At 64.9% G+C, this 22,587-nt stretch carries 19 protein-coding genes and 3 tRNA genes; 13 read left to right on the top strand and 9 right to left on the bottom strand.

What is annotated here, in order from left to right; all coding sequences use genetic code 11:
* The first annotated feature begins 59 nt into the window (after positions 1-59).
* Both ABIA30_RS18965 and ABIA30_RS18960 read left to right on the top strand, forming a co-directional pair.
* Entirely contained in the window at positions 60-458 is a 399-nt protein-coding gene (locus tag ABIA30_RS18965; protein ID WP_370068190.1) for an MmpS family transport accessory protein, read from the top strand.
* Complete coding sequence (locus ABIA30_RS18960; RefSeq protein ID WP_370068132.1) at positions 455-3,316, top strand: RND family transporter; 2,862 nt, start codon at positions 455-457, stop codon at positions 3,314-3,316. Before ABIA30_RS18965 ends, ABIA30_RS18960 begins: the two co-directional genes overlap by 4 nt.
* Before the next feature lie 11 nt (positions 3,317-3,327).
* On the opposite strand, the gene ABIA30_RS18955 is transcribed toward ABIA30_RS18960, so the two are convergent.
* Together ABIA30_RS18955 and ABIA30_RS18950 are read right to left on the bottom strand one after the other, a co-directional pair.
* Positions 3,328-4,977, bottom strand: coding sequence for an alpha-keto acid decarboxylase family protein (locus tag ABIA30_RS18955; RefSeq protein WP_370068130.1), 1,650 nt, complete (start codon positions 4,975-4,977; stop codon positions 3,328-3,330).
* A 154-nt stretch (positions 4,978-5,131) separates the two neighbouring features.
* On the bottom strand, positions 5,132-5,743 hold the full coding sequence (locus ABIA30_RS18950) for a TetR/AcrR family transcriptional regulator (protein WP_370068128.1): 612 nt from the start codon (positions 5,741-5,743) through the stop codon (positions 5,132-5,134).
* A gap of 76 nt (positions 5,744-5,819) precedes the next feature.
* Here ABIA30_RS18950 and ABIA30_RS18945 point away from each other — a divergent pair, with 76 nt between their 5' ends.
* Positions 5,820-7,058, top strand: a complete 1,239-nt coding sequence (locus tag ABIA30_RS18945) for an FAD-dependent monooxygenase (RefSeq protein WP_370068126.1) — start codon at positions 5,820-5,822, stop codon at positions 7,056-7,058.
* Between the two features lie 10 nt (positions 7,059-7,068).
* Here ABIA30_RS18945 and ABIA30_RS18940 read toward each other — a convergent pair whose 3' ends face one another.
* Positions 7,069-8,844: an acyl-CoA dehydrogenase gene (locus ABIA30_RS18940; RefSeq protein ID WP_370068124.1), complete on the bottom strand. Its 1,776-nt coding sequence runs from the start codon at positions 8,842-8,844 to the stop codon at positions 7,069-7,071.
* A 114-nt stretch (positions 8,845-8,958) separates the two neighbouring features.
* Between ABIA30_RS18940 and ABIA30_RS18935 the strand changes: the two genes are divergently transcribed.
* A complete protein-coding gene (locus ABIA30_RS18935) occupies positions 8,959-9,576 on the top strand; it encodes a TetR/AcrR family transcriptional regulator (protein ID WP_370068122.1) in 618 nt (205 codons plus the stop codon).
* Between the two features lie 53 nt (positions 9,577-9,629).
* Here ABIA30_RS18935 and ABIA30_RS18930 read toward each other — a convergent pair.
* Together ABIA30_RS18930 and ABIA30_RS18925 are read right to left on the bottom strand one after the other, a co-directional pair.
* Positions 9,630-9,702 (bottom strand) — tRNA-Arg (locus tag ABIA30_RS18930).
* 20 nt (positions 9,703-9,722) lie between these two features.
* Positions 9,723-9,811, bottom strand: a tRNA-Ser gene (locus ABIA30_RS18925).
* Between the two features lie 127 nt (positions 9,812-9,938).
* On the opposite strand from ABIA30_RS18925, the gene ABIA30_RS18920 reads away from it, so the two are divergent.
* The 3 genes from ABIA30_RS18920 to ABIA30_RS18910 are packed head-to-tail and all read left to right on the top strand — an operon-like array spanning position 9,939 to position 12,790.
* Positions 9,939-10,997, top strand: a complete 1,059-nt coding sequence (locus tag ABIA30_RS18920; RefSeq protein ID WP_370068120.1) for a pyridoxal phosphate-dependent aminotransferase — start codon at positions 9,939-9,941, stop codon at positions 10,995-10,997.
* A 35-nt stretch (positions 10,998-11,032) separates the two neighbouring features.
* The gene (locus tag ABIA30_RS18915; protein ID WP_370068118.1) at positions 11,033-11,857 is read left to right on the top strand and encodes a crotonase/enoyl-CoA hydratase family protein; all 825 of its coding nucleotides are present in this window, start codon (positions 11,033-11,035) and stop codon (positions 11,855-11,857) included.
* 30 nt (positions 11,858-11,887) lie between these two features.
* Positions 11,888-12,790: an undecaprenyl-diphosphate phosphatase gene (locus ABIA30_RS18910; RefSeq protein ID WP_370068188.1), complete on the top strand. Its 903-nt coding sequence runs from the start codon at positions 11,888-11,890 to the stop codon at positions 12,788-12,790.
* On the opposite strand, the gene ABIA30_RS18905 is transcribed toward ABIA30_RS18910, so the two are convergent.
* The 3 genes from ABIA30_RS18905 to ABIA30_RS18895 all read right to left on the bottom strand — a co-directional run bounded on the left by ABIA30_RS18905 (position 12,791) and on the right by ABIA30_RS18895 (position 15,145).
* Positions 12,791-14,149, bottom strand: a complete 1,359-nt coding sequence (locus ABIA30_RS18905; RefSeq protein ID WP_370068116.1) for a ClC family H(+)/Cl(-) exchange transporter — start codon at positions 14,147-14,149, stop codon at positions 12,791-12,793.
* Positions 14,150-14,242: 93 nt separating this feature from the next.
* The gene (locus ABIA30_RS18900; protein WP_370068114.1) at positions 14,243-14,749 is read right to left on the bottom strand and encodes an FBP domain-containing protein; all 507 of its coding nucleotides are present in this window, start codon (positions 14,747-14,749) and stop codon (positions 14,243-14,245) included.
* A 306-nt stretch (positions 14,750-15,055) separates the two neighbouring features.
* Positions 15,056-15,145 (bottom strand) — tRNA-Ser (locus ABIA30_RS18895).
* Positions 15,146-15,209: 64 nt separating this feature from the next.
* Here ABIA30_RS18895 and ABIA30_RS18890 point away from each other — a divergent pair.
* On the top strand, positions 15,210-16,184 hold the full coding sequence (locus ABIA30_RS18890; protein ID WP_370068112.1) for an NAD(P)H-quinone oxidoreductase: 975 nt from the start codon (positions 15,210-15,212) through the stop codon (positions 16,182-16,184).
* Positions 16,185-16,231: 47 nt separating this feature from the next.
* Here ABIA30_RS18890 and ABIA30_RS18885 read toward each other — a convergent pair whose 3' ends face one another.
* On the bottom strand, positions 16,232-17,428 hold the full coding sequence (locus ABIA30_RS18885; RefSeq protein WP_370068110.1) for a cysteine desulfurase-like protein: 1,197 nt from the start codon (positions 17,426-17,428) through the stop codon (positions 16,232-16,234).
* Between the two features lie 112 nt (positions 17,429-17,540).
* Between ABIA30_RS18885 and ABIA30_RS18880 the strand changes: the two genes are divergently transcribed.
* From ABIA30_RS18880 to ABIA30_RS18860, 5 genes are read left to right on the top strand one after another with little or no spacing between them, the layout of a single operon-like run.
* The gene (locus tag ABIA30_RS18880; RefSeq protein WP_370068108.1) at positions 17,541-19,505 is read left to right on the top strand and encodes a DUF6541 family protein; all 1,965 of its coding nucleotides are present in this window, start codon (positions 17,541-17,543) and stop codon (positions 19,503-19,505) included.
* A gap of 13 nt (positions 19,506-19,518) precedes the next feature.
* Positions 19,519-20,022, top strand: a complete 504-nt coding sequence (locus ABIA30_RS18875; protein ID WP_370068106.1) for a bacterial proteasome activator family protein — start codon at positions 19,519-19,521, stop codon at positions 20,020-20,022.
* A 4-nt stretch (positions 20,023-20,026) separates the two neighbouring features.
* Positions 20,027-20,830, top strand: a complete 804-nt coding sequence (locus ABIA30_RS18870; protein ID WP_370068104.1) for an ABC transporter ATP-binding protein — start codon at positions 20,027-20,029, stop codon at positions 20,828-20,830.
* Positions 20,831-20,835: 5 nt separating this feature from the next.
* Positions 20,836-21,744, top strand: a complete 909-nt coding sequence (locus ABIA30_RS18865) for a glycosyltransferase (RefSeq protein ID WP_370068186.1) — start codon at positions 20,836-20,838, stop codon at positions 21,742-21,744.
* Positions 21,741-22,571 (top strand): ABC transporter permease, encoded by an 831-nt coding sequence (locus tag ABIA30_RS18860; protein ID WP_370068102.1) that lies wholly within the window; start codon positions 21,741-21,743, stop codon positions 22,569-22,571. The genes ABIA30_RS18865 and ABIA30_RS18860 overlap by 4 nt, the downstream gene beginning before the upstream one ends.
* The last annotated feature ends 16 nt before the right edge of the window (positions 22,572-22,587 follow it).

Here is a 22,587-nt window from a genome sequence, read left to right as displayed (position 1 = left end):
CGAAAGGTGGTCGAGTGAGCCAGCGCTCTACCGGCAGACGATTCCTCGCGCGGGCATGGATGCCCTTGGTCGCTTTGATGGCGATCGGCGTCGGTGTGCTGTGCATGGTGAAGGTCCATGAGTTCTCCGAACCGGGACCGGTACTGACCGTCAATCAGCCACAAGCGCCACCGGAATTCACCCCCAAGACCCTCACCTACGAAGTCTTCGGCAGCGTCGGTACGGGCGGCATGCTGTCCTACGTGGATATCAGCGGCCACCCGCACAAGGTCGATCTGACCGAGCTGCCCTGGTCGCACACCGAGACCACCACGCTCACAGTGGTTTCCGGCAGCATCTCGGTACAGGTGCACGGGGGTAGCGTCGGGTGCCGGATGAAGGTGAATGATGTTGTCCGCGACGAACAGTCGGACGACCACGGCGATGCCGACGTCACCTGCCGGGTGAAGTCCGCATGAGCGAACACAGCACAGCCCCCATCAGCACGCACCACGCGACGGTGAAACGCCCATTCTTCGCCAGAACCGTTCGCCTCCTGGCCATCCCGATCATCGTCTTCTGGGCACTGCTCGCGGTGACCACAAATACCTTTGTGCCGAAGATCGAGGACGTCTCCGAGGAACTCGCCGGTCCGATGGTCCCGACCTATGCGCCGTCCCAGGTGGCGATGCTGACGATCGGTCACGTGTTCCACGAGTCCACCTCGACCAGCCTGACCATGCTGGTGCTGGAGGCCGACCGCGGCCTATCCGAGCAAGATCGCGAGTACTACAACGGCCTGGTACGCACCCTCAAGGCCGACACCAGCCACGTTCAGTACGTGATGGACACCTGGGGCAAGCCGATCACCGCGGCCGGCGCGCAGAGCTTGGACGGCAAAGCCTCCTACGTGCTGCTGCGACTGGCCGGCGACATCGGCCAGATGCAGGCCAACGATTCGGTCAATGCCGTCAGACATATCGTCGATACCTCCAATCCGCCTGCCGGACTGAAGGTTTACGTCAGCGGTGCGGCCCCGCTCGCCGCCGACACCCTCTTGGTCGCGAACTCGAGCCTGAACAACATCACCATCGCGACGATGTTCCTGATCATCTTCATGTTGTTGATGGTGTACCGCTCGGTCGTCACCATGCTGGTGCCGTTCTTCGGCGTGATCCTGCTGATGCTGTCCGCCAAGGGCGTCATCGCCGCCCTCGGGCACTACGGGGTGATCCCGCTGTCGTCCTTCGCGGCCAACATGGTCATCTCACTGACCCTGGGTGCGGGTACCGACTACGGGATATTCCTGATCGGCCGATATCACGAAGCCCGACTGGCCGGCGAGAGTCGCGAAGACGCGTATTACACGGCATACAAAGGTGTTTCGCACGTCATCATCGGCTCCGGTCTGACCATCGCCGGCGCGTGCGCCTGCCTGACCTTCGCCCGGTTGAACTACTTCCACACCATGGGCCCCGCGGTGGCGACCAGCATGCTGCTGACCATCGCGGGTGCGCTGACGATCGGCCCAGCGCTACTGAGCGTCGGCAGCTTGTTCGGCCTGTTCGACCCGAAGCAAAAAGTCAAGGCCAAGGTGTACCGCCGCATCGGCACCGCCGTGGTGCGCTGGCCGGTGCCGATCCTGGTGGCCAGCGTGGCGATCGTCTCGGCCGGGGCAGTGTTCGTACCGACCTACCAGGTCAGCTACGACGACCGCACCTACCAGCCGCCGGATGCCCCTGCCAACCTGGGATTTCAGGCCGCCGACCGGCACTTCCCGAAGAGCAAGCTGTTCAGTGAGATGCTGATGGTCCAGTCCGACCACGACATGCGTAACTCGGCGGACTTCATCTCACTGGACCGGGTGGCCAAGGCACTGATCCGCCTGCCCGGGGTGGCGATGGTGCAGAGCATCACCCGCCCTATGGGCCGGGCGCTCGAACATGCCTCTATCCCTTACCTTTTCACCACCCAAGGCAGCGGTAACGGGCAGCAGCTGCCGTTCAGCCAGCACAACAACGAGAACACCGCGAAACAGGCCAAGATCACCGCGCACAGCATCGAGGTGCTGAAGAAGACGGCCGATCTGACGCAGAAGCTGGCCGACGAACTGCACTCCACAGTGCTGACTTTGGAAGACATGCAGGCCGTCACCGAGCAGATGGACGACGAGGTCTCCGCCCTCGACGACTTCATGCGGCCGATCCGGGCGTACTTCTACTGGGAACCGCACTGCTACGACATCCCGGTGTGCTGGTCGTTCCGGTCCCTGTTCGACCTGCTCGACAAGGTCGACGACTTGGCCGCAGATATCAAGAACGCGGTCGGCTCATTCCAGGTGATCGACAGCCTCATGCCGCAGATGGTGTCGCTGCTGCGCCAGACCGTGGCCGACAATCAGGCCCTGCTGGCCCTGATCGTCAACAACTACGGCCCCACCGACATTCAGAACCAGAACACCGACCAGACCTTCGACGACATGATCAACGTCGGCAACGACTTCGACGCGTCCCGCAGTGACGACTTCTTCTACATCCCGCGCGAGGCCTTCGACAACGAAGACATCAAAACCGGTATGGCACTGATGATGTCGCCCGACGGTCATGCCGCCCGGTTCATCGTCACCCACGAGGGCAACGCGATGGGGCCTGAGGGTATCGAGCACGTCAAGGCGTTCCCCGATGCGATCAAGATCTCCCTCAAAGAGACCTCGCTGGCCGGCTCCAAGATCTACATCGGTGGGTCCGGGTCCAACAACCTGGACATCCAGACCTACGCCAAGAACGATCTGCTGATCGCGGCCATCGCGGCATTCGTGCTGATCTTCCTGATCATGATGATCATCACCCGATCTCTGGTGGCCGCCTTGGTCATTCCGGGCACGGTGGCGTTCTCCTACGCCGGCGCCTTCGGGCTATCGGTGCTCATCTGGCAGCACCTGATCGGCCTGCACCTGCACTGGCTGATCCTGCCGCTGACCTTCATCGTGCTGGTGGCCGTCGGTTCGGACTACAACCTGCTGCTGGTCGCTCGGCTGAAAGAGGAAGTGGGCGCCGGCCTGAACACCGGCCTGATCCGGGCGCTCGGCAGCACCGGTGGCGTGGTGACCTCGGCCGGCTTGGTATTCGCGTTCACCATGCTGGCCATGCTCTCCAGCGATCTGCGCACCATCGGTCAGATGGGTTCGACGGTCTGCATCGGTCTGTTGCTCGACACCTTGGTGGTGCGGTCGTTCATCGTGCCGTGCCTGGTGCGACTGCTCGGCCCGTGGTTCTGGTGGCCGACGTTCGTCCGGCAGCGGCCGCTGCAGCCGTACAAGCCGGGTGTGATGACGTAGAAGCTGTTGTCCTACTTGACGTTGTAGAACGATTCGATGTTCTCGTGCAGCATCTTGTACATCGGAGGCGCCTCGGAAGCACCGGTGACGACTTCCACGTAGGCCGCGCCATCGGCCTGCTCGGCAGCCTTGAGCGCATCGTCGAGCTCGTCGCAGGTGCTCACCCGGGCGGTAAACCACCCCTGACAACCCATGGCGTGGGGCAGCTCGGCGTAGTTCCACGATGCAATGTCGTTGTACGACAATGACATGTCCTTGCACAACATGCGCTCGCTGAGGTAGCCGGAGTTGTTGAGCACGAACACAATCGGGCGTAGCCCCCGTCTACCGAACTGACCGAGCTCTTGTGCGGTCATCTGGTGAGAACCCTCGCCGGTGATCAGGATCAGTCGACGATCCGGGGCACCGACCGCAGCGCCGAATGCGGCCGGCGTGGCCCAACCGATCGACGCCCACAGGGTTTGGTTGTGAAACTGCGCGCCTTTGGGCAACCGTGCAAAAGCCAAACCCAACGATGAAGTTCCGGTGTCGGTGATGATCACATCGTCGGGCCGGAAGAAGTTGGCCCAGCGCGGGTAGAGCGCGTCGGCAGTGATCGGCTCGTCGGCAGCGCCGACGATCGGCCCGAGCCGATCGAGCGTAATTGCCGGCAGCTCAGCACCTTTGGCGACGCGCCCAGCCAGTTGGGTGAGCAGGTCGGACATCTCGACATTGCGGTACACCGTGGCGCCGACCATCGTTCGGTGGTGATCGATGGTGATCGTCTTGCTGGGATCCAGCCGTACGGTGTGTCCGGCGGTGTTGCCGTCGGTCAGCATGGCCCCGAGCATCAGCACCGGGTCAGCGGATTCGACGTACTCGCGTACCGATTCGCCCATCAGGCGCCCGGTGTACATGCCGATGTAGTTGGGGTGGTCCTCCCCGAGCACCGATTTGTCCGCGAACATCGTCGCGAACGGTAGGCCAGAGTTCTCGATGAACGCGGTCGCAACCCCCTGCAGGCCCAGCCTTCTCAGCAGCACCCCGGGTAAGACGCACGCCCGACCGGATCCGGCCAGCGCCGCCAGGACCGCGTCGGTGGCCGCCGTCAGCGACGCGGGATCACTCGTCGGCGCGGTCGCGGCCGACGCCGCCGCCAGTACCGGCATGCCTGCAACGTCGCTCGGGATCGCCATGTACACCGGGCGGCGGTGGTAAAGCGCCGCAGCAATGAGCCGCTCGGTCTCCGCGGCCACGTTCTGCGGGGTCATGGTCGCGCTCGCGCACACGACCGGTTCAGCCATCCGGTGGAACAGATCGAATTCACCGTTGCCGAGCGTGTGGTGCACCAGCGCCCGGCCCTCCTGCGTCGGCAGATTGGGCGCGCCCACCAGATGGACGACCGCAAGATGTTCGGCGTAGGAACCGGCGATCCCGCTCAGCGCAGCCAATTCGCCGACCCCGTAGGTGGTGCACAGCGCAGCCAGTCCGCGGACGCGGGCGTACCCGTCAGCGGCGTAGGCGGCGTTGAGCTCATTGCAACATCCGACCCAGTTGATCGTCGGGAACTCGACGATGGCGTCGTTCACCGGAAATGCGTAGTCCCCGGCCACACCGAAAATGTCGTCGACACCAATTTTGTTGAGCCGCTTCAAGATGTACTGAATGACAGTGTCAACCATGACGTCACCTACATCCGGAGAACGACAGCTCAGTAGACGAGGACCCAGTCGTAGTATCACCCCGCAATAGGGCGCCAGCCATACCGCGTCGGCGATTCACAGGCGGTTTGCAGCGATCATCTGAGTCCAGCTCTGAAGCGTCGCGACTCGCTGATCAGTCCCGTCCTGGAGCCTTTCCGAAATTCGTTGCCAGCGGCAGAAATACGTCATCGACGAACTCGACGATCGTTTCCGGCGCTACCGCCGTCATCGTCATGAAAAGATCATGACGCAGTAGGTCGATCGGCAGCGTGACGACGCGGCGCGGGGGCACCGCCACGAGCTCGCCCCGTGCGACGGCGCGTTCGACGGCGGTCTGCAGCAGGCTCGGCCCTTCTGGAACAAACCAGCTGCGGAGCTCAGCGGGTGACACTCCGGTCTCATCGAAGTACATGCCCAGGCCCGCGACGATCAAGCCGACGACACGGGATCGTCGGTCGTTGAACTCGGTGAGGATCGCCAGCACGTCGCCACGCAAGGTCCCGGTGTCGGGCGTTGAGATCTGGTCCCCCTCGCCGCGGCGGCGGATCACCGCCTCCAGCAACTCCAGTCTCGACGGCCAACGGCGGTACAGCACCGACCGCGCCGAGCACGACCGCTCGGCCACCGACTCGATGGTGAAGCGCTCATAGCCCGCCTCGATGAGCTGATCCCAACCCGCATCCAAGATGGCGAACTCCAACGCGGCACCGCGGCGCCGCGTTGCGGTCGAACCATTAGAAGACACTTGCGTAGCTTATCGACCACTGTTACGGTCGGCAATATAAGCAACAAGTGTGTAGCTAATTGAAGGAATGGCTGTCATGACCAGACGCAGCGCCCTGATTTCCGGTGCCAGCATCGCCGGACCGACACTCGCCTTCTGGCTATCCGAGGCCGGCTGGGACGTCACGGTGGTAGAGCGCGCCGAACGCTTACGCACCAGCGGATATCCGATCGACATCCGCGGCACCGCGGTCGACATCGTCCGCCGGATGGGTCTGCACGAGCAGATCGCGGCGCAGCACTATCGGCATGTGCCAGTTGCCCTGCTATCGCCCTCCGGACGTCGGCTGACGACGTTGGACTTCGGCGCCCTGCTCAACAACGAGTCGTTCGGCGACATCGAAATCACCCGCGGCGCGCTCAGCGAAATCCTGTACCGGGCCAGCAGCGATCGAGCCACCTACATCTTCGGCGACTCGATCACCGCGTTGACTCAAACCGACTCCGGCGTAGAGGTCACCTTCAATCGCAGCGCGCCTCAACTGTTCGACGTCGTCATCGGCGCGGACGGCATTCACTCCAACGTCCGCGGCTTGGCCTTCGGCGCCGAATCACCGTTCATCCGCCACCTCGGACCCTACGCGGCGATCTGGGACGTGCCGCTCGACATGTTTCCTGCGGGAAGCGGTGCATTGTACTCACATCCCGGGCGCACCGTCATGGTCGAGCGCCCCAACGACGGCTCTGCCGCACGGGTGTTCCTGTCCTTCATACATCCCGACCCAGGCACGATCGACCGCTACGACACCGAAACGATCCTGCACACCTTGCGCGAAAACTTCGCCGAAGACCGCTGGCGGACAAAGGAACTCATCGATACCCTGCCTTCTTCCGACGACCTCTACTTCGACACCGTCAGCCAGGTCCACATGGACCGCTGGTGCACCGGCCGAGTCGCACTGGTCGGTGACGCCGCCTACGCACCGGCGTTCCTGTCCGGTCAGGGCACCAGTATCGCGATCGCCGGCGCCTACGTGCTTGCCAGTGAACTGGCCCGACAGGACCGTCCAGAACCCGCGTTCGAGGCTTACGAAGCCCGGCTACGGGCGTATGTGGAAACAAACCAGAACCTGGCGCTGCGCTCCGACTCAACTGTCATCTCCCGCACCAGCGGACAGCTACTGCGCCGCAACGTCACGTTGTGCGTGGTGCCGTGGCTGCAGCGACTCGGCCTGAGTCACCTATTTCGTCGACAGCTGCGAACGGCCGCCACCGACCTGTCGCTGTCGAGCCACGACCTTGAGCGTGGTGCATGCACGCACGCCGGCGAAAGCTGACCGGCCTCGCCTAGAACCAGTCGGGGTGCGCGTCGACAGTGGTGCGATCCAGGCTGGCCAGCAGGTCCATCTGGGTTGTCGCCTTGGGTAGTTCGTAGCGGTAGAAGTACTGGGCGGCAGCACGTTTGCCGTCGTAGAAGCTTCCGGTGTTACCGCCGACGGCGATCAGCTGCTCCAGCCAGATCCAGGCGACGACGATATGGCCGGCAGCCTCCAGGTAGGCGGTCGAGTTCGCCAACGTGGTGGCGACATCGTCGGCTGCCCACAGCGTCGAGGTGATCTCGACCAGCCGCTCGATCTGGCTCTGCAGGTCGCGCGCGTAGCCCGCAGTGTCCTCGGATCGCATTGCCGTCTCGACGGTTTCGCTGATCCGCTGTTGCAGCAGCTTCAAACCGGCGCCGCCCTGCATGACCACCTTGCGCCCGAGCAGGTCGAGCCCGTGGATGCCATGCGTGCCTTCGTGGATGGCATTGAGTCGATTGTCGCGGTAGTGCTGCTCGACGTCGAATTCCTTGGTATACCCGTAGCCACCGTGGATCTGGATCGCGAGATTGTTGGCTTCCAGGCACCACTGCGACGGCCAGCTCTTGGCGATCGGGGTGAGGACCTCCAGCATCAGCTGCGCCTCGTCACGGTCGGGTCCGGTGTTGATCCGGGCCTCATCGACCAATCGCGCGCAGTACAGGCCGAGCGCCAATGCGCCTTCGACATAAGACTTTTGAGCCAACAGCATGCGCTTGACGTCGGCGTGTTCGATGATCGCGACCTGCGAGCGCGACGGGTCCTTCTCGCCGGCAGGGCGACCTTGGGTACGGACTTTGGCGTATTCCACCGACGCCAGGTAACCGGCGTAGCCGATCCCCATCGCCAGGAACCCGACGGCGACGCGGGCTTCGTTCATCATGTGGAACATGTAGGCCAGCCCGTGGTGTTCCTCCCCCACCAGGTAACCGACCGCACCCGGCTCGTCGGTGGGCTCGTGGGTGCCGTCGCCGAAGTTCAGCAGGGCGTTGGTGGTGCCGTGGTTGCCCATCTTGTGATTGAGGCTGACCAACGCGACATCGTTGCGGGTGCCGTCAACCAGGAACTTCGGCACGATGAACAGCGAGATGCCCTTGACGCCGGGTCCGCCACCGGGGACCTTGGCCAGGACCAAGTGGACGATGTTCTCCGACAGTTCGTGGTCGCCGCCGGTGATCCACATCTTGGTGCCGGTGATCCGGTAGGTGCCGTCGGCCGCCTTCGACGCCTTGGTGCTGATGTCGGTCAGCGACGAGCCGGCGGCCGGCTCCGACAAGCACATGGTGCCGAAGTACCGGCCTTCGAGCATGGGACGAACCCAGGTGTCGATCTGTTCCTCGGTGCCGTATTCGGCCAGCAGATTGGCGTTGCCGACGGTGAGGAACGCGTAGGAGAAGGTGGCGGGATTGGCCGCCCGGAAGAACGCATTCGAGGCCTGCGACACCACGGTGGGCAGCTGCATGCCTCCGACGCGCTCATCGAACGAGCCGGCCATCAGCCCGGCCTCGTTGAAGTCGTCCAGCGCTTGCTTGATCTCGTCGATGAGCACCACCCGGCCGCTCTCGTCGACGTACGGCTCGTTCTGGTCGGACTTCTTGTTGTGCGGGGCGAAGCGCTTGGTCGCGATGTCGGAACTGAGGTCCAGCACCGCGTCGAAGGTGTCGCGCGAATGCTCCGCGAAGTGCTCGTGCTTGGTGAGCTCGACGACATCGAGCCACTCGTACAGCAAGAAGTCCACATCACGACGAGACATGAAATCAGCCACTTCGGGGCCCGTCCTTCCGGTCGACGAACATTAGCAATCGCTAATATTATTAGCGATTGCTAATATCGCTTATAGACCTGCGCCGTGTCAACCCGCGTGTACGATCCCGTTGACATGGGAGCTGACCGGACTACCGATTCGGCCGCGGCCGAACGAATCCGGCGGGCGGCGATCGAGGCCTTCGCCGAGTCCGGCTACGGCGGCTCATCGACGCGGCAGATCGCCAATCGCCTGAACATGAGCGCGACGGCGATGTATCCGCACTACCGCTCCAAAGAAGAGCTGCTCTACGCCATCGCCCTGGAAGGACACGGCAGCCTGCTGGCCACGCTGCGCGCGACCGACGACCCGTCTGCGTCGTGCCCGGATCGGTTCCATACCGTCGTGGCGGCCTTCGCCACCTGGCACGCCGAGAACTCCAAACAAGCCCGAGTCGTCCAATACGAGCTACACGGCCTGACCCCGGCCCACTACCGGACCATTGCCCCACTGCGGCACCAAGTGACCGACGTCATCGCCGACATCGTCGAAAGCGGCATGGCGACAGGTGAATTCCACGTCGACAACCTCGACGACGTCGTCATGGCGATCTCCTCGCTGTGCGTCGACGTGTGTCGGTGGTTCCCTTCACGCACCCATCGCGACCCGCACAAACTCGGCGAGATCTACGCGCAGGTGGCCGCGAGGCTCGTGCGCTACCCCACCGACAACGACGGGGCGAGCCCGGGGTGAACGCCAAGACAACGAAAGCGGGGCCGGCATTACGCTGGCCCCGCTTCATCTTGTGCGCCCGAAGGGACTCGAACCCCTAACCTCCTGATCCGTAGTCAGGTGCTCTATCCATTGAGCTACGGGCGCATGATTATTAAGTTGTGTAGCGGAGGCGAGAGGATTTGAACCTCCGGTCCCCTTTAAGGGGGACAACTCATTAGCAGTGAGTCCCATTCGGCCGCTCTGGCACGCCTCCTGAACGATCCGAGGGTACCGGACCATCCAACCCCGGAACCGCCGAGGGCATACGGTACACAGTGAAGGCCGCCGAAGGCAAAGCGCGACGCCAGAGGGCCATCTGCCGGCCACCTAGACTGTCCCGGGTGACCGTCCGTCTGCGCCCCGAAATGGCCGATCTGCCCGCCTACACCCCCGGCCGCACCGTCGTGGGTGCCATCAAGATCGCCAGCAACGAGACCGTGGACGGTCCGTTGCCCAGCGTGCGCGAAGCCATAGCCAGGGCCACCGACACCATCAACCGCTACCCGGACAACGGCTACCGCGCCCTACGCGAGCGACTGGCGGAATACGTCGGCTTCACCCCAGAGCAGATCGCGGTGGGCTGCGGATCGGTGAGTCTGTGCCAGCAGCTCATCCAGATCACCTCCTCGGTCGGCGACGAGGTGCTCTTCGGCTGGCGCAGCTTCGAGATCTACCCGCTGCAGGTCCGCACTGCCGGCGCGACACCGGTGCCGGTCCCGCTCAAGGACCACACCCACGATCTGGCTGCCATGGTGGCCGCGATCACCGATCGCACCCGGCTGATCTTCGTGTGCAACCCGAACAATCCGACCTCGACGGTGGTCGACCCCGTCGAGCTGGCCGAGTTCGTGGCCAGGGTGCCGCCGCACATCATGGTGGTGCTGGACGAGGCATACGTGGAGTACATCCGCGACGGGCTACTGCCCGACAGCCTGGCACTGGTCCGTCAACACCCCAATGTGGTTGTCCTCCGCACATTTTCGAAGGCGTACGGGCTGGCTGGTCTGCGCATCGGCTACGCGGTCGCACACGAGGACATTGTCACCGCACTCGGCAAGGTGTACGTCCCGTTCACCGCGACCAGCGTCAGCCAGGCCGCGGCGATCGCCTGTCTGGATGCCGCCGACGAACTGCTGGCGCGCACCGACGCCGTCACCGCCGAACGCACCCGGGTGTCGAACGCCCTGCGCGACGCCGGCTTTGAACTCCCCGACTCGCAGGCCAACTTCGTCTGGCTGCCGCTGGGCCCGGACGGTACCGATGATTTCGTCGACGCGGCCGCCGACCACAAGCTGCTGGTGCGCCCCTACGGTCAGGACGGGGTGCGCGTCACGGTCACGGTGCCGGCCGAAAACGACCCGTTCCTGGACTTCGCACGCGGGTGGATCAAGAGTCGCTAGGCCCGCCCCAGCCGGACCCGCTAGCCTTCCGGTTCATGGGTGCTACCTACGAATCTCTCACCGTTGAGGTCGACGGCCACGTCGCCCAGGTGACACTGACCGGCCCCGGCAAGGGCAACGCCATGGGACCGGCCTTCTGGGCCGAGCTACCGGTGGCCTTCGAGGCATTGGACGCCGACCCGAACGTCCGCGCGATCGTATTGACCGGCTCGGGCAAGAACTTCAGCTACGGCCTGGACCTGGCCGCAATGGGCGGCACGCTGACGCCGATGCTGGCCGAGGGCGCGCTGGCCAAGGAACGGTCCGACTTCCACACCAAGCTGCGCGCCATGCAGCAGTCGATCACCACGGTCGCCGACTGCCGGACCCCGACGATCGCCGCGGTCGCCGGCTGGTGCATCGGCGGCGGCGTCGACCTGATCTCCGCGGTCGACATCCGGTATGCCAGCGCCGACGCCAAGTTCTCGGTACGCGAAGTCAAGCTGGCCATCGTGGCCGACGTGGGTTCACTGGCCCGGCTGCCATTGATCCTGAACGACGGGCATCTGCGTGAACTGGCGTTGACCGGCAAGGACATCGACGCCGCACGGGCCGAGAAGATCGGTCTGGTGAACGACGTGTTCGACGACGCCGAGGCCGCGTTGGCCGCCGCGCACGAAACTGCGCGCGAGATCGCCGCCAACCCGCCGCTGACGGTCCGCGGGGTCAAGGACGTACTGGATGAACAACGCACAGACCAGGTTTCGGCAAGCCTGCGCTACGTGGCGGCGTGGAACTCGGCGTTCATCGCGTCGAAGGACCTGAGCGAGGGCATCACCGCGATGTTCGCCAAGCGGCCACCGGAATTCAAGGGCGAGTAACCTCCGTTTCCGACCGCCACGAAAGGGCGAATTGTCTTGAGCCTCAACTATGTTGAAGCAATTATTGTCGGCGCATTCCAGGGCGTCACCGAGCTGTTCCCGGTGTCCAGCCTGGGCCACTCCATCCTGGTGCCGGCACTCGTCGGCGGCCAGTGGGCCAAGGATCTGGACATGACCGGCAAGGAATCGCCATACCTGGCGTTCCTGGTCGCCGTGCACGTGGCGACGGCCCTGGCGCTGCTGGTGTTCTTCTGGCGGGACTGGGTCGCAGTCATCGGCGGGTTGTTCACCTCGATCAAGAACCGCAAGATCACCACCTCAGCCGAGCGCCTGGCGTGGCTGCTGATCCTGTCCACCATCCCGGTCGGTATCGCCGGTCTGGCCCTCGACAAAGCCCTGCGCACCACGCTGGGCAAACCCATTCCAGCGGCGGTATTCCTCACCATCAACGGCGTGGTTCTCTTTGCGGGCGAACGGCTTCGGCGCCGCTCAGCCTCCGCGGTACCGGCCGCTGAGCACTCCGAAGGCCTGACCGATTCCGACGAGCGACTGGCCCGCCTGCCCATCGCGGAAGCGATAGGCATCGGCGCGGCACAGATCCTGGCGCTGCTGCCCGGTATCAGCCGCTCCGGCGCCACCATGGTCGCCGGTGTGCTGCGCGGGCTGTCGCATGAGGACGCAGCCCGGTTCTCATTTCTGTTGGCGACCCCGGTGATCCTGGCCGCCGGCGTCTACAAGATCCCCGAGCTGTTCGGCCCGGCGGGCGAGGGCATCGGTGGGCAGGTGCTGGCCGGCAGTCTTGCGGCATTCATCGCGGCATATCTGGCGGTGCGATTCCTGGTGAAGTACTTCGAGACCCGCACCCTGACGCCGTTCGCGATCTACTGCGCGCTGGCCGGTCTGGGCAGCCTGGCCTGGTTGACGCTGAACTGACTAACTTCGGGTTGCGGCGCGGTCGGTCAGAAGGTCATAGATCGGCCGCGCGCGGAGAGCAGCCGCCACCAGGAGCGCTGTGGCGCAGGCCCCGAGCATGGGGGGAAGTTGGTTGGTGGTACCGGTGAGCTCGGTGGCGAGGATCAGCCCGGTGACGGGAGCTTGAACGCTGGCCGTGAAAAATGCGGCCATTCCGATGAGAGCCAGCGCCGCCGGGTCGGGTGCACTACCCGGAGTTAGGTAGGACGCCGCCAGTCCGACGATGAGGCCGATATCAGCGCCGAGAACGAGCATCGGGGCGAACAGACCACCTGGGGTCGACGTGGCATAAGAGACCACACCGAGGAAAAACCTGAGTACCAACACACCGGTGACCATCCAGATGGAACCGTGCCCGAAGAGGGCGTTCTGCGTGAGGTTGTCGCCGCCGCCGGCCAGATCCGGGGCGGACCAAACGAGGATGCCGACAAGTGAGCCGATGCCGGCAGCGCGTACCTCGACCGGCCAGCGGCTGGTGTCCGCCAAGCGCAGACCGAACATCAGCGCTTTGTTGTAGAGAACACCCAGGACACCCGTGAGGATGCCGACGACGAACACCCAACCGGCGCCGGCCATGTGGGGGTCGTGCAGGTGCGGCATTTGGAACTCACTGTCCGAACCGGTGAACGGGTACGCGGCCGCGAAACCGGACGCGGAGGCGGTGAGTGTCGCGATGGTCGTGCGCGGGTCGAACCGCTTCACGAGTTCTTCGAGAACGAAGACGCCACCGGCGATCGGAGCGTTGAACGCGGTCGCCAGCCCTGCGGCGGCACCCCCGGCGGCGAGGATGCGCAGATCAGCCTGAGAGCGGCGCGTCACTGAAGCCACGATGACCGCGATCGAGCCGCCCATCTGCACTGAGGGACCTTCTCGCCCGAGCGCCAGTCCACTACCGATCGACAGTAAGCCTCCGACGTACTTGACCGGCAGAATGCGGAACCGCCCCGGCGGTAGACGTCCCTCGACGACGGCTTCCACGCGAGGGATACCGCTGCCCTCCGCATGCGGCTCGACGCGCTTGACCAGGGCGGCTGCGGCTGTCGTACCGGCCGCGCAGACAACCATGACGACAGCCAGCCCCCACCAGCTACCGTGCGCCCAGCTCGCGAGTGCGCCACGCCACGCGCCCATGTGGATCAACAGGATTCGGAAGCTGGCCGCGGCCAGCCCGGTAAGCGCTCCGACCACTGCCGCGACGAAGACGAATCCGACCAGGCTCGCACCGTCGGTGCCTTCGTCAACCGAACGTGATGCGGGTATGTGCCACCCAGGCAGCACCCCGTGCAGCCAGCGTGCTGCCTGGTCGCCGAGATAGCTCACGCTTGTATCTGTATCGCGTCGGCATCCGGCCGTGTGCACCGGGTCCAGAGTCGGCGTTCCCGCAGGAGAGCCCTGCCGTCACCGTCGCCGGGCTCAGTCCTCCGTCGAGAGCACCTCGTTGACGAATCCGTGCACCTTGCGCCGCAGCTTGCCGACCTGCTGTTCGCGTATGCCGTCAAGGTCAGTGCCCTTGTGATACGCCGGCGGCAGCTGCCGGACATTGCGGGAGCAGCCGAAGTTCGCGCAGATCAGGGTGCCGATGGTGTCCCCCTTACGGCCTGCGGCGCCGCCCCGGCGGACGGTGTAGAGCACCGCCTCATCGGAGAGGTTGACATCGTTGCACCACGTGCACATGGCACGTGCGCGGGGTTTGACCGCGGCCCGGCTGAGCAGCAGCGCAACCGGTCCGTCGGGCCGGTCGACCAGCACGTAGGCGCGGCGCGGGATCTTGGGGTCGGTCCAGCCGTAATAATCCAACTTGCCGAAGTCGATGGCATCGAAATTCGCAGCGAAGGTGACCTTCTTGACCTCGCTGCGGGTGGCGCCGCGGAAGGCGCCGATGATCTGGTCACGGGTGTAGGCGTCCATTGGTGAAACCATCCTGAAAAGGGGAGCGCACGCGGTGCGCGCCGGTGAGTGAGGATATGACTGCGTCGCCGGCCCGAACGGGTCGGCGACGGGGCGCGGTCATCTGATGTCGGCGCGAGCGCCGACGACCTCCTCGACTCGGATGTTCACACCGGTCACGATAGCTGCCCGACGGTGGGTCCGGCCACCAAATTTCGGCCACGGATGATCGACTCAACCACCAACAAGCTCGCCGGATTGATTCCACGCCGGTGGGGTCAAAAGTGTCACTTCTCTGAGGTGACCGGCGCCTGGCTCGACGCCAAAATCCCTCTGAGCTGGCGGTGGCGGAGGGATTTGAACCCCCGGTCGGGTTTAGCCGACTCTCGCTTTCAAGGCGAGTGCATTAGGCCGCTCTGCCACGCCACCGCGAACCAGCCTAAGGGTTCGATGCGGGCCCGAGCCTGCCGGGTTCGTGTGTAGCGTTACGACCATGCGCGCCATAGTCGTTGAATCGCCAGGTCAGCTGACATGGAAGGACGTCCCCGACGTCACCGCCAAACCGGGCGAGGTGATCATCGACGTCGTCGCGGCTGGGCTCAACCGGGCCGACCTGCTGCAGGCCGCCGGGCTCTATCCCCCGCCGCCGGGCGCCAGCGAGACCCTCGGCATGGAGGTCTCCGGCCAGATCACCGAGCTCGGCGCGGGCGTCGACGGTTGGCAGGTGGGCGACGAGGTCTGCGCGCTGGTGGCAGGCGGCGGCTACGCCGAACGAGTCGCCGTCCCGGCCCCGCAGGTGATGCCGATCCCCGCCGGGGTCAGCGTGCACCATGCCGCGGGCCTGCCCGAGGTCGCTGCGACCGTCTGGTCGAACCTGATGATGACCGCGCACCTTCAGCCCGGCCAGTGGTTGCTGCAGCACGGCGGTGCCAGCGGCATCGGCACCCACGCCATCCAGGTTGCGAAGGCCCTCGAAGTCAAAGTCGCAGTCACAGCCGGGGCGGACGACAAACTCGAAGTGTGCCGGGAGCTCGGCGCCGACCTGCTGATCAACTACCGCGACGAGGACTTCGTCGAGCGAATGACCAAAGAAGGTGGCGCAGACGTCATTTTCGACATCATGGGGGCGTCGTACCTGGACCGCAACATCGATGCCTTGGCCGCCGACGGCCGACTGGTGATCATCGGAATGCAGGGCGGCATCAAGGGCGAGCTCAACATCGCCAAGCTGATGGCCAAGCGCGCCGGGGTCATCGGCACCACCCTGCGCGCGCGCCCCGTACATGGACCGTCCGGCAAGGGTGCGGTGATAACCGAAGTCGTGCAACATGTTTGGCCGCTGATCGCGGCCGGCCGGGTGCAGCCGATCATCGGCGCCGAGTTGCCCGTCGAACAGGCCACCGAAGCCCACCAGCTGTTGCAGTCGGGTGCGGTATCCGGAAAAGTGCTTCTGCGCGTTCGGGATTAGTCACGTCGGCTGAGCCGACAATCAGCCCACGTCGGCTGAGCCGACAATCAACCTAGCGACGCCAGGGCACGGACCAACTGGTCCACTTCGGCCGTCGTCGTGTAGTGCGCCAGGCCCACCGTCACAGCACCGCCGATGTCGTTGACCCCGATCGCCTCGAATACCCGAGACGAGGTGTCCAACACCGCGAGCACCCCGTTGTCGGCCAGGCGGCTGACCACCCGGTCGGCCGGCACGTCGTGCACCGCAAAGCTCAACACCGGGATCCGCGTCTCCGGCGCGCCGAGGACCATGACCAAGGGCAGCGACCGCAGCGACCCCACCAGGTAATCGAACACCCGATTCAGGTACTGCCCCGCCGAATTCATTGACTGCGAAAGTCTTTCGCGGCGCGTTCCACTGGCCGCCTCATCCAGATTGGCCAGGTACTCGACACTGGCCACCAGTCCACCGAGCATGCCGAACTGATGCGTGCCCAGTTCCAGTCGTGCCGCGCCGCGCGCATTCGGGTCCAGCGACACCGCGCCGAGCGTATCGATAGCATCCGGATCGCGGAACACCAGCGCACCCACCGGTGGCCCACCCCAAGCCGACGCATTCAGCGCGATCACGTCGGCGTCGATGTCGTCGATGTTGATCAGCCGGTACGGCGCGGCTGCCGAATGGTCCACCACGACCATGCCGCCGTTGTCGCGGACCAGCTTGGTCACCGGACGCAGGTCCGTGACGGTGCCCAGCCTCGAAGACGCCGAGGTGATCGCCACCAGCCGGGTCGGCCGGGTTACCAACGATTCCCACTGCCAGCTGGGCAGGTCCCCGGTCTCGATATCGAACTCAGCCCACTTCACCTTGGCGCCATAAAGATTCGCAGCGCGCAGCCACGGTGCGATGTTCGCCTCGTCGTCCAGCCGGGTGACCACGACCTCATTGCCGAGGCCGGTACGCGACGCCGACGCTTCGGCCAGCGAGTTCAACAAGATCGCGCGGTCGGCGCCGAGCACCACGCCGCGGGCGTCGCCACCGACCAGATCGGCGACGGCCTGACGCGCGGCGGTGAGGATTGCGGCGCTGCGTTGCGCCGACGGATGCGGACCCTCGGACGACGGCAACGAGCCGCGGAAGGCGGTCGACACCGTGGTGGATACCGAATCGGGCAGCAGCATGCCGCGCTGTGCGTCGAAATGCACCCATCCGCCGCCCAGCGACGGGTGCAGGCCCCGCACCCGGGCGACGTCGTATGCCATGCCAAGCCAACCTTCGAGCGTGTGTGAACCTCGATCCGAACAGAGTTCGGAGGGCGCCCCCTCGCATCGACACCGCGCCAAGGCGGGTCGCCCGTACAGCCATACTAGTGCAGTGAGCTTGGCGTCCGGAGTCGTTGCTGCCCTGTTGATCATGCTGATCCCGGGAGCAACCATCGCCCGTGCTGCGCAGCTAACCTGGCCCACCGCGATTGCCGTGGCACCGGCCTTGACCTACGGCGTAGTTGCCCTGGTCATCATCCCGTTCGGGGCAATCGGCGTGCCGTGGAATATATTCACGGCACTGGCCACGCTGGCCGTGGTGGCGCTCTTGATTTCACTGTGCCGAGTCGGCCTGAAACGGTTCATCGACCACGACGCCGAAGCCCGATCCATTACCCGGCAGCCCGCGCTCATCGTGGCCGCAGGCGTGCTGTTCGGGGCCGGGGCGATCTTGATTTCAGCAATGGTGGGCATGCCCCATTGGCAATCCATTCCGAGCACCTGGGACTCGGTCTGGCACGCCAACACCATCCGTTGGATCCTGGAGACCGGGCAGGCCTCGCCGACCCACATGGGCGAGTTGCGCAACGTCGAGACCCACGCCCTGCTCTATTACCCGTCCACCTTCCACGCGCTGGCCGCCGTCTTCAGTCAGCTCACCGGCGCGGCCGCGACCACCTCCTACACACTGAATTCATTGGCCGCCGCGGTGTGGCTGTTCCCGGCGAGTGCCGCAGTGCTGACGTGGACCCTGACCCGCCCGGTCACGTCGCCGCGCTGGTCGGCCGGAGCCGCCGCGACCGCCGCCGCGCTGTCGGCCTCCTTCACCTCGGTGCCCTATGTCGAGTTCGACGTTGCCGCCATCCCGAACCTGGTCGCCTACGGGTTGGCCGTACCGACCACGGTGCTGATCATGTCCTGCCTGCGCCACCGCGACCGGATTCCGCTGGCGATCCTGGCGCTGCTGGGAGTGTTCTCGACGCACATCACCGGCGGCATCGTGGTGGTGACCTTCGTCGGCATGTGGTGGCTGTGCGATGCGTTGTGGCATCCGGTGCACGGCCGGTTCCCCGACTTCCTCGCCTTGCTGGCCGTCGGACTGCCCACCCTGGTGTTGCTGCTGCCGCAATTCATCGGCGTGCTGGCGCAGGCCGACATCATCGTCGGCCACGAGTTCGTCACCCACCAGAGCAAGTTGCGGGTGCTGTTCAACGCCGTCGTCCAACACACCCGGCACCTCAACGACTACCCGATCCAGAACATCCTGATCGCGCTCGGGGGCGCCGGCGGGCTGATCCTGTTGGTCCGACGAGTCTGGTGGCCGCTGGCCACCTGGACGCTGCTGATCGTGGCGATCGTGCATTCGGGTGCACCATTCAGCGGGCCGTTCGGCTTCGTCATCGGCAAGTACGCCGACCTGTTCTACAGCGACCCGCGGCGACTGACCGGGGTGGTCACCATGCTGATCACCCCGTTCGCCGGGATCGCGTTGTTCGGCCTGGTCGCCTGGATCGTGAAGTGGGCCCGGCAGCAGCAACCGCGCACCGACCGATTCTGGGCCGCGGTCACCGTCGCCCTGCTGATGCTGAGTAGCGCAGGTCTGGCCTGGCACTACTTCCCCAGGCACCGCTACCTGATCGGCGAAAAGTACGACCAGGTGATGGTCAATCAGAAGAACCTCGAGGCGCTCGCCTACCTGGCCACCCTGCCCGGCGCGAAGGACACGCTGATCGGCGACGCCAACACCGACGGCACCGCATGGATGTACGCGGTCGCCGGGCTGCACCCACTGTGGACCCACTACGACTACCCGCAGCAGCAAGGCCCTGGCTACAACCGCTTCACCTTCTGGGCCTACGCCGACAAGGCGGACACCGATCCCCGCGTCGCCAAGGCCGTCGAGGCCCTGCACATCAAGTACGTGATCACCAGCTCGACCATCGTGCGCGGGTTCGTCATGCCCGACGGACTAGTCTCGCTAAACAAGTCTCGGTCGTGGGCGAAGATCTACGACAACGGCCGGGCCCGCATCTACGAATGGCGCGGTGACCAGTCCGCGCAAAGTCCGAGCAGATAGGAACAGTGCAGCCATGACGCTCAGTCCGGACGACGACGACAACATCGAGATCATCGGTGGCGACCTGCCCCAGAGCGAGGACGACGGCCAGTCGCTGACCGACCTGGTGGAACAGCCCGCCAAGGTGATGCGGATCGGCACCATGATCAAGCAGCTGCTTGAAGAGGTGCGCGCCGCACCGCTCGATGATGCCTCTCGCAGCCGCCTGCGGGAGATCCACCGCTCGTCCATTCGCGAGCTCGAGGACGGGCTGGCTCCGGAGCTGCGCGACGAACTCGAGCGTCTGTCCCTACCGTTCACCGATGACTCGGTGCCTTCGGACTCCGAACTCCGGATCGCCCAGGCACAGCTGGTGGGTTGGCTGGAGGGCTTGTTCCACGGCATCCAGACGACGTTGTTCGCCCAGCAGATGGCGGTCCGCGCCCAGCTCGAACAGATGCGTCAAGGTGCGCTGCCGTCCGCCGGCCCCGGCGGGCACCGGGGCCCGACTCAGCCCGGCACCGGCCAGTACCTGTAAGACCGTGGCAGAACCGCACATCTCCACGCAGAACGCGTGGGTGGAGTTCCCGATATTCGACGCCAAGTCGCGGTCGTTGAAGAAGGCCTTCCTGGGCAAGGCCGGCGGCGGCATCAGCCGCAACGACTCGAATGTCGTTGTGATCGAAGCACTTCGGGATATCACCATGTCGCTGTCGATGGGCGACCGTGTCGGCCTGGTCGGCCATAACGGTGCCGGTAAATCGACGCTGCTGCGGTTGTTGTCGGGCATCTACGAGCCGACCCGCGGCAGCGCAACCGTGCGCGGCCGGGTGGCCCCGGTGTTCGATCTGGGTGTCGGCATGGATCCGGAGATCTCCGGCTTCGAGAACATCGTCATTCGCGGGCTGTTCCTGGGGCAGACCCGCAAGCAGATGATGGCCAAGGTCGACGAGATCGCCGAGTTCACCGAGCTCGGCGACTACCTGTCCATGCCGCTACGTACCTATTCGACCGGCATGCGGGTGCGGTTGGCGATGGGCGTGGTCACCAGCATCGACCCGGAGATCCTGCTCCTGGACGAGGGCATCGGCGCGGTCGACGCGGACTTCCTGAAGAAGGCCCGCACTCGCTTACAGGCACTCGTCGAACGTTCCGGAATCCTGGTGTTCGCCAGCCATTCCAACGAATTCCTGGCCCGGCTGTGTAAGACCGCGATGTGGGTCGACCACGGCACCATCAAAATGACCGGCGGCATCGAGGACGTGGTCCGCGCCTACGAGGGTGACGACGCCGCGCATCACGTCCGCGAGGTGTTGGAAGAGAACGAGCGCGAGCGGCAAGCGTGACCGGCATGCTGTGCGCGGTGATCGTCACCCATCGACGCCCGGTGGAGTTGGCGAAATCCCTCGCCGTGGTCTGCACCCAAACCCGGCTGCCCGACCACGTGATCGTCGTGGACAACGACAATGATCCCGCGGTGCGGTCGCTCGTGGAGTCGCAGCCAGTTGTCACTACCTACCTCGGATCGGCCCGAAACCTCGGCGGCGCAGGCGGTTTCGCTCTGGGCATCCTGCACGCATTGAGCCTGGGTGCCCAATGGGTGTGGTTGGCCGACGACGACGGGCGTCCGGCGGACTCCGCGGTCTTGGACACCTTGCTGGACTGCGCCGACCGTCATCGGCTGGCCGCGGTCTCCCCGATGGTGTGCGACCTGAATGAACCGCAGCGACTGGCCTTTCCGTTGCGACGCGGACTGGTGTGGCGTCGGTACGTTTCGGAGCTGCAGGTCGATCGCGATGCGGGTGCAGACCTGTTGCCCGGTATCGCGTCACTGTTCAACGGCGCCCTGTTCCGGGCCGCCACCCTGGAAGCCGTTGGTGTGCCGGATATCCGACTGTTCGTGCGCGGCGACGAGGTCGAGATCCACCGTCGGCTGGTGCGCTCCGGACTGCCGTTCGGCACGTGTCTTGAGGCCGTCTATCTGCACCCCCAAGGCTCAGACGAGTTCAAGCCGATCCTGGGCGGCCGCATGCACACCCAGTACCCCGATGACGACACCAAGCGATACTTCACCTACCGCAACCGTGGCTATCTGCAGTCCCAGCCCGGGATGCGTCGGCTGATCCCGCAGGAGTGGGTGCGCTTCGGCTGGTTCTTCCTGGTTTCCCGCCGCGACCCCGCCGGGTTCCGGGAATGGTTGCGGCTAAGACAATTAGGACGCTCCGAGAAATTCGACAGACCAAACGGAGGTCACCGATGACGTTCACCGACGCCGCCGCGCAGTCCAAGACCTTCACGCGGGCCTGGGCCGACCTGGTTTCCGGGTTCGGCAAGCGCGAACTGTGGCTGCACCTGGGGTGGCAGGACATCAAGCAGCGCTACCGGCGCAGCGTGCTCGGCCCGATCTGGATCACCATCGCCACCGGCACCATGGCCGTGGCGTTGGGTGGCTTGTACTCGACGCTGTTTCATCTGCCACTGGCCGACCACTTGCCGTATGTGACCCTGGGGCTGATCATCTGGAATCTGATCAATGCCTCGATCCTGGAAGGCGCCGACGTGTTCGTCGCCAATGAGGGTCTGATCAAACAACTTCCGACCCCACTGTCGGTGCACGTCTACCGACTGGTGTGGCGACAAGTGCTGCTGTTCGCGCACAACATCATCATCTACGTGATCATCGCGATCATCTTCCCCAAACCGTGGTCGTGGGCCGACCTGTCGGTCATCCCCGCCTTGGCGCTGATCGTGGCCAATTGTGTCTGGGTCGCACTGTGTTTCGGCATTCTGTCCACCCGATACCGCGACATCAGCCCGCTGTTGGCAAGCCTGGTGCAACTGCTGTTCTACGTGACGCCGATCATCTGGAACGACCAGACGCTGCGCGGTCAAGGCGCCGGGACCTGGTCGAAAATCATTGAGCTGAACCCGCTTCTGCACTACGTGGACATCGTCCGGGCGCCACTGTTGGGCGAACCTCAGCACCTGCGGCACTGGGCGGTGGTGATTGTGCTGACCGTCGTCGGCTGGGTCGTTGCCGCGCTCGCCATGCGCCAATACCGGGCCCGGGTTCCGTACTGGGTGTAGTCCAGTCGTCGCGAGA

Source organism: Mycobacterium sp. MAA66, assembly GCF_041261665.1.
Classification (GTDB): Bacteria; Actinomycetota; Actinomycetes; order Mycobacteriales; family Mycobacteriaceae; genus Mycobacterium.
This window is presented reverse-complemented; position numbering and strand designations above follow the sequence as displayed.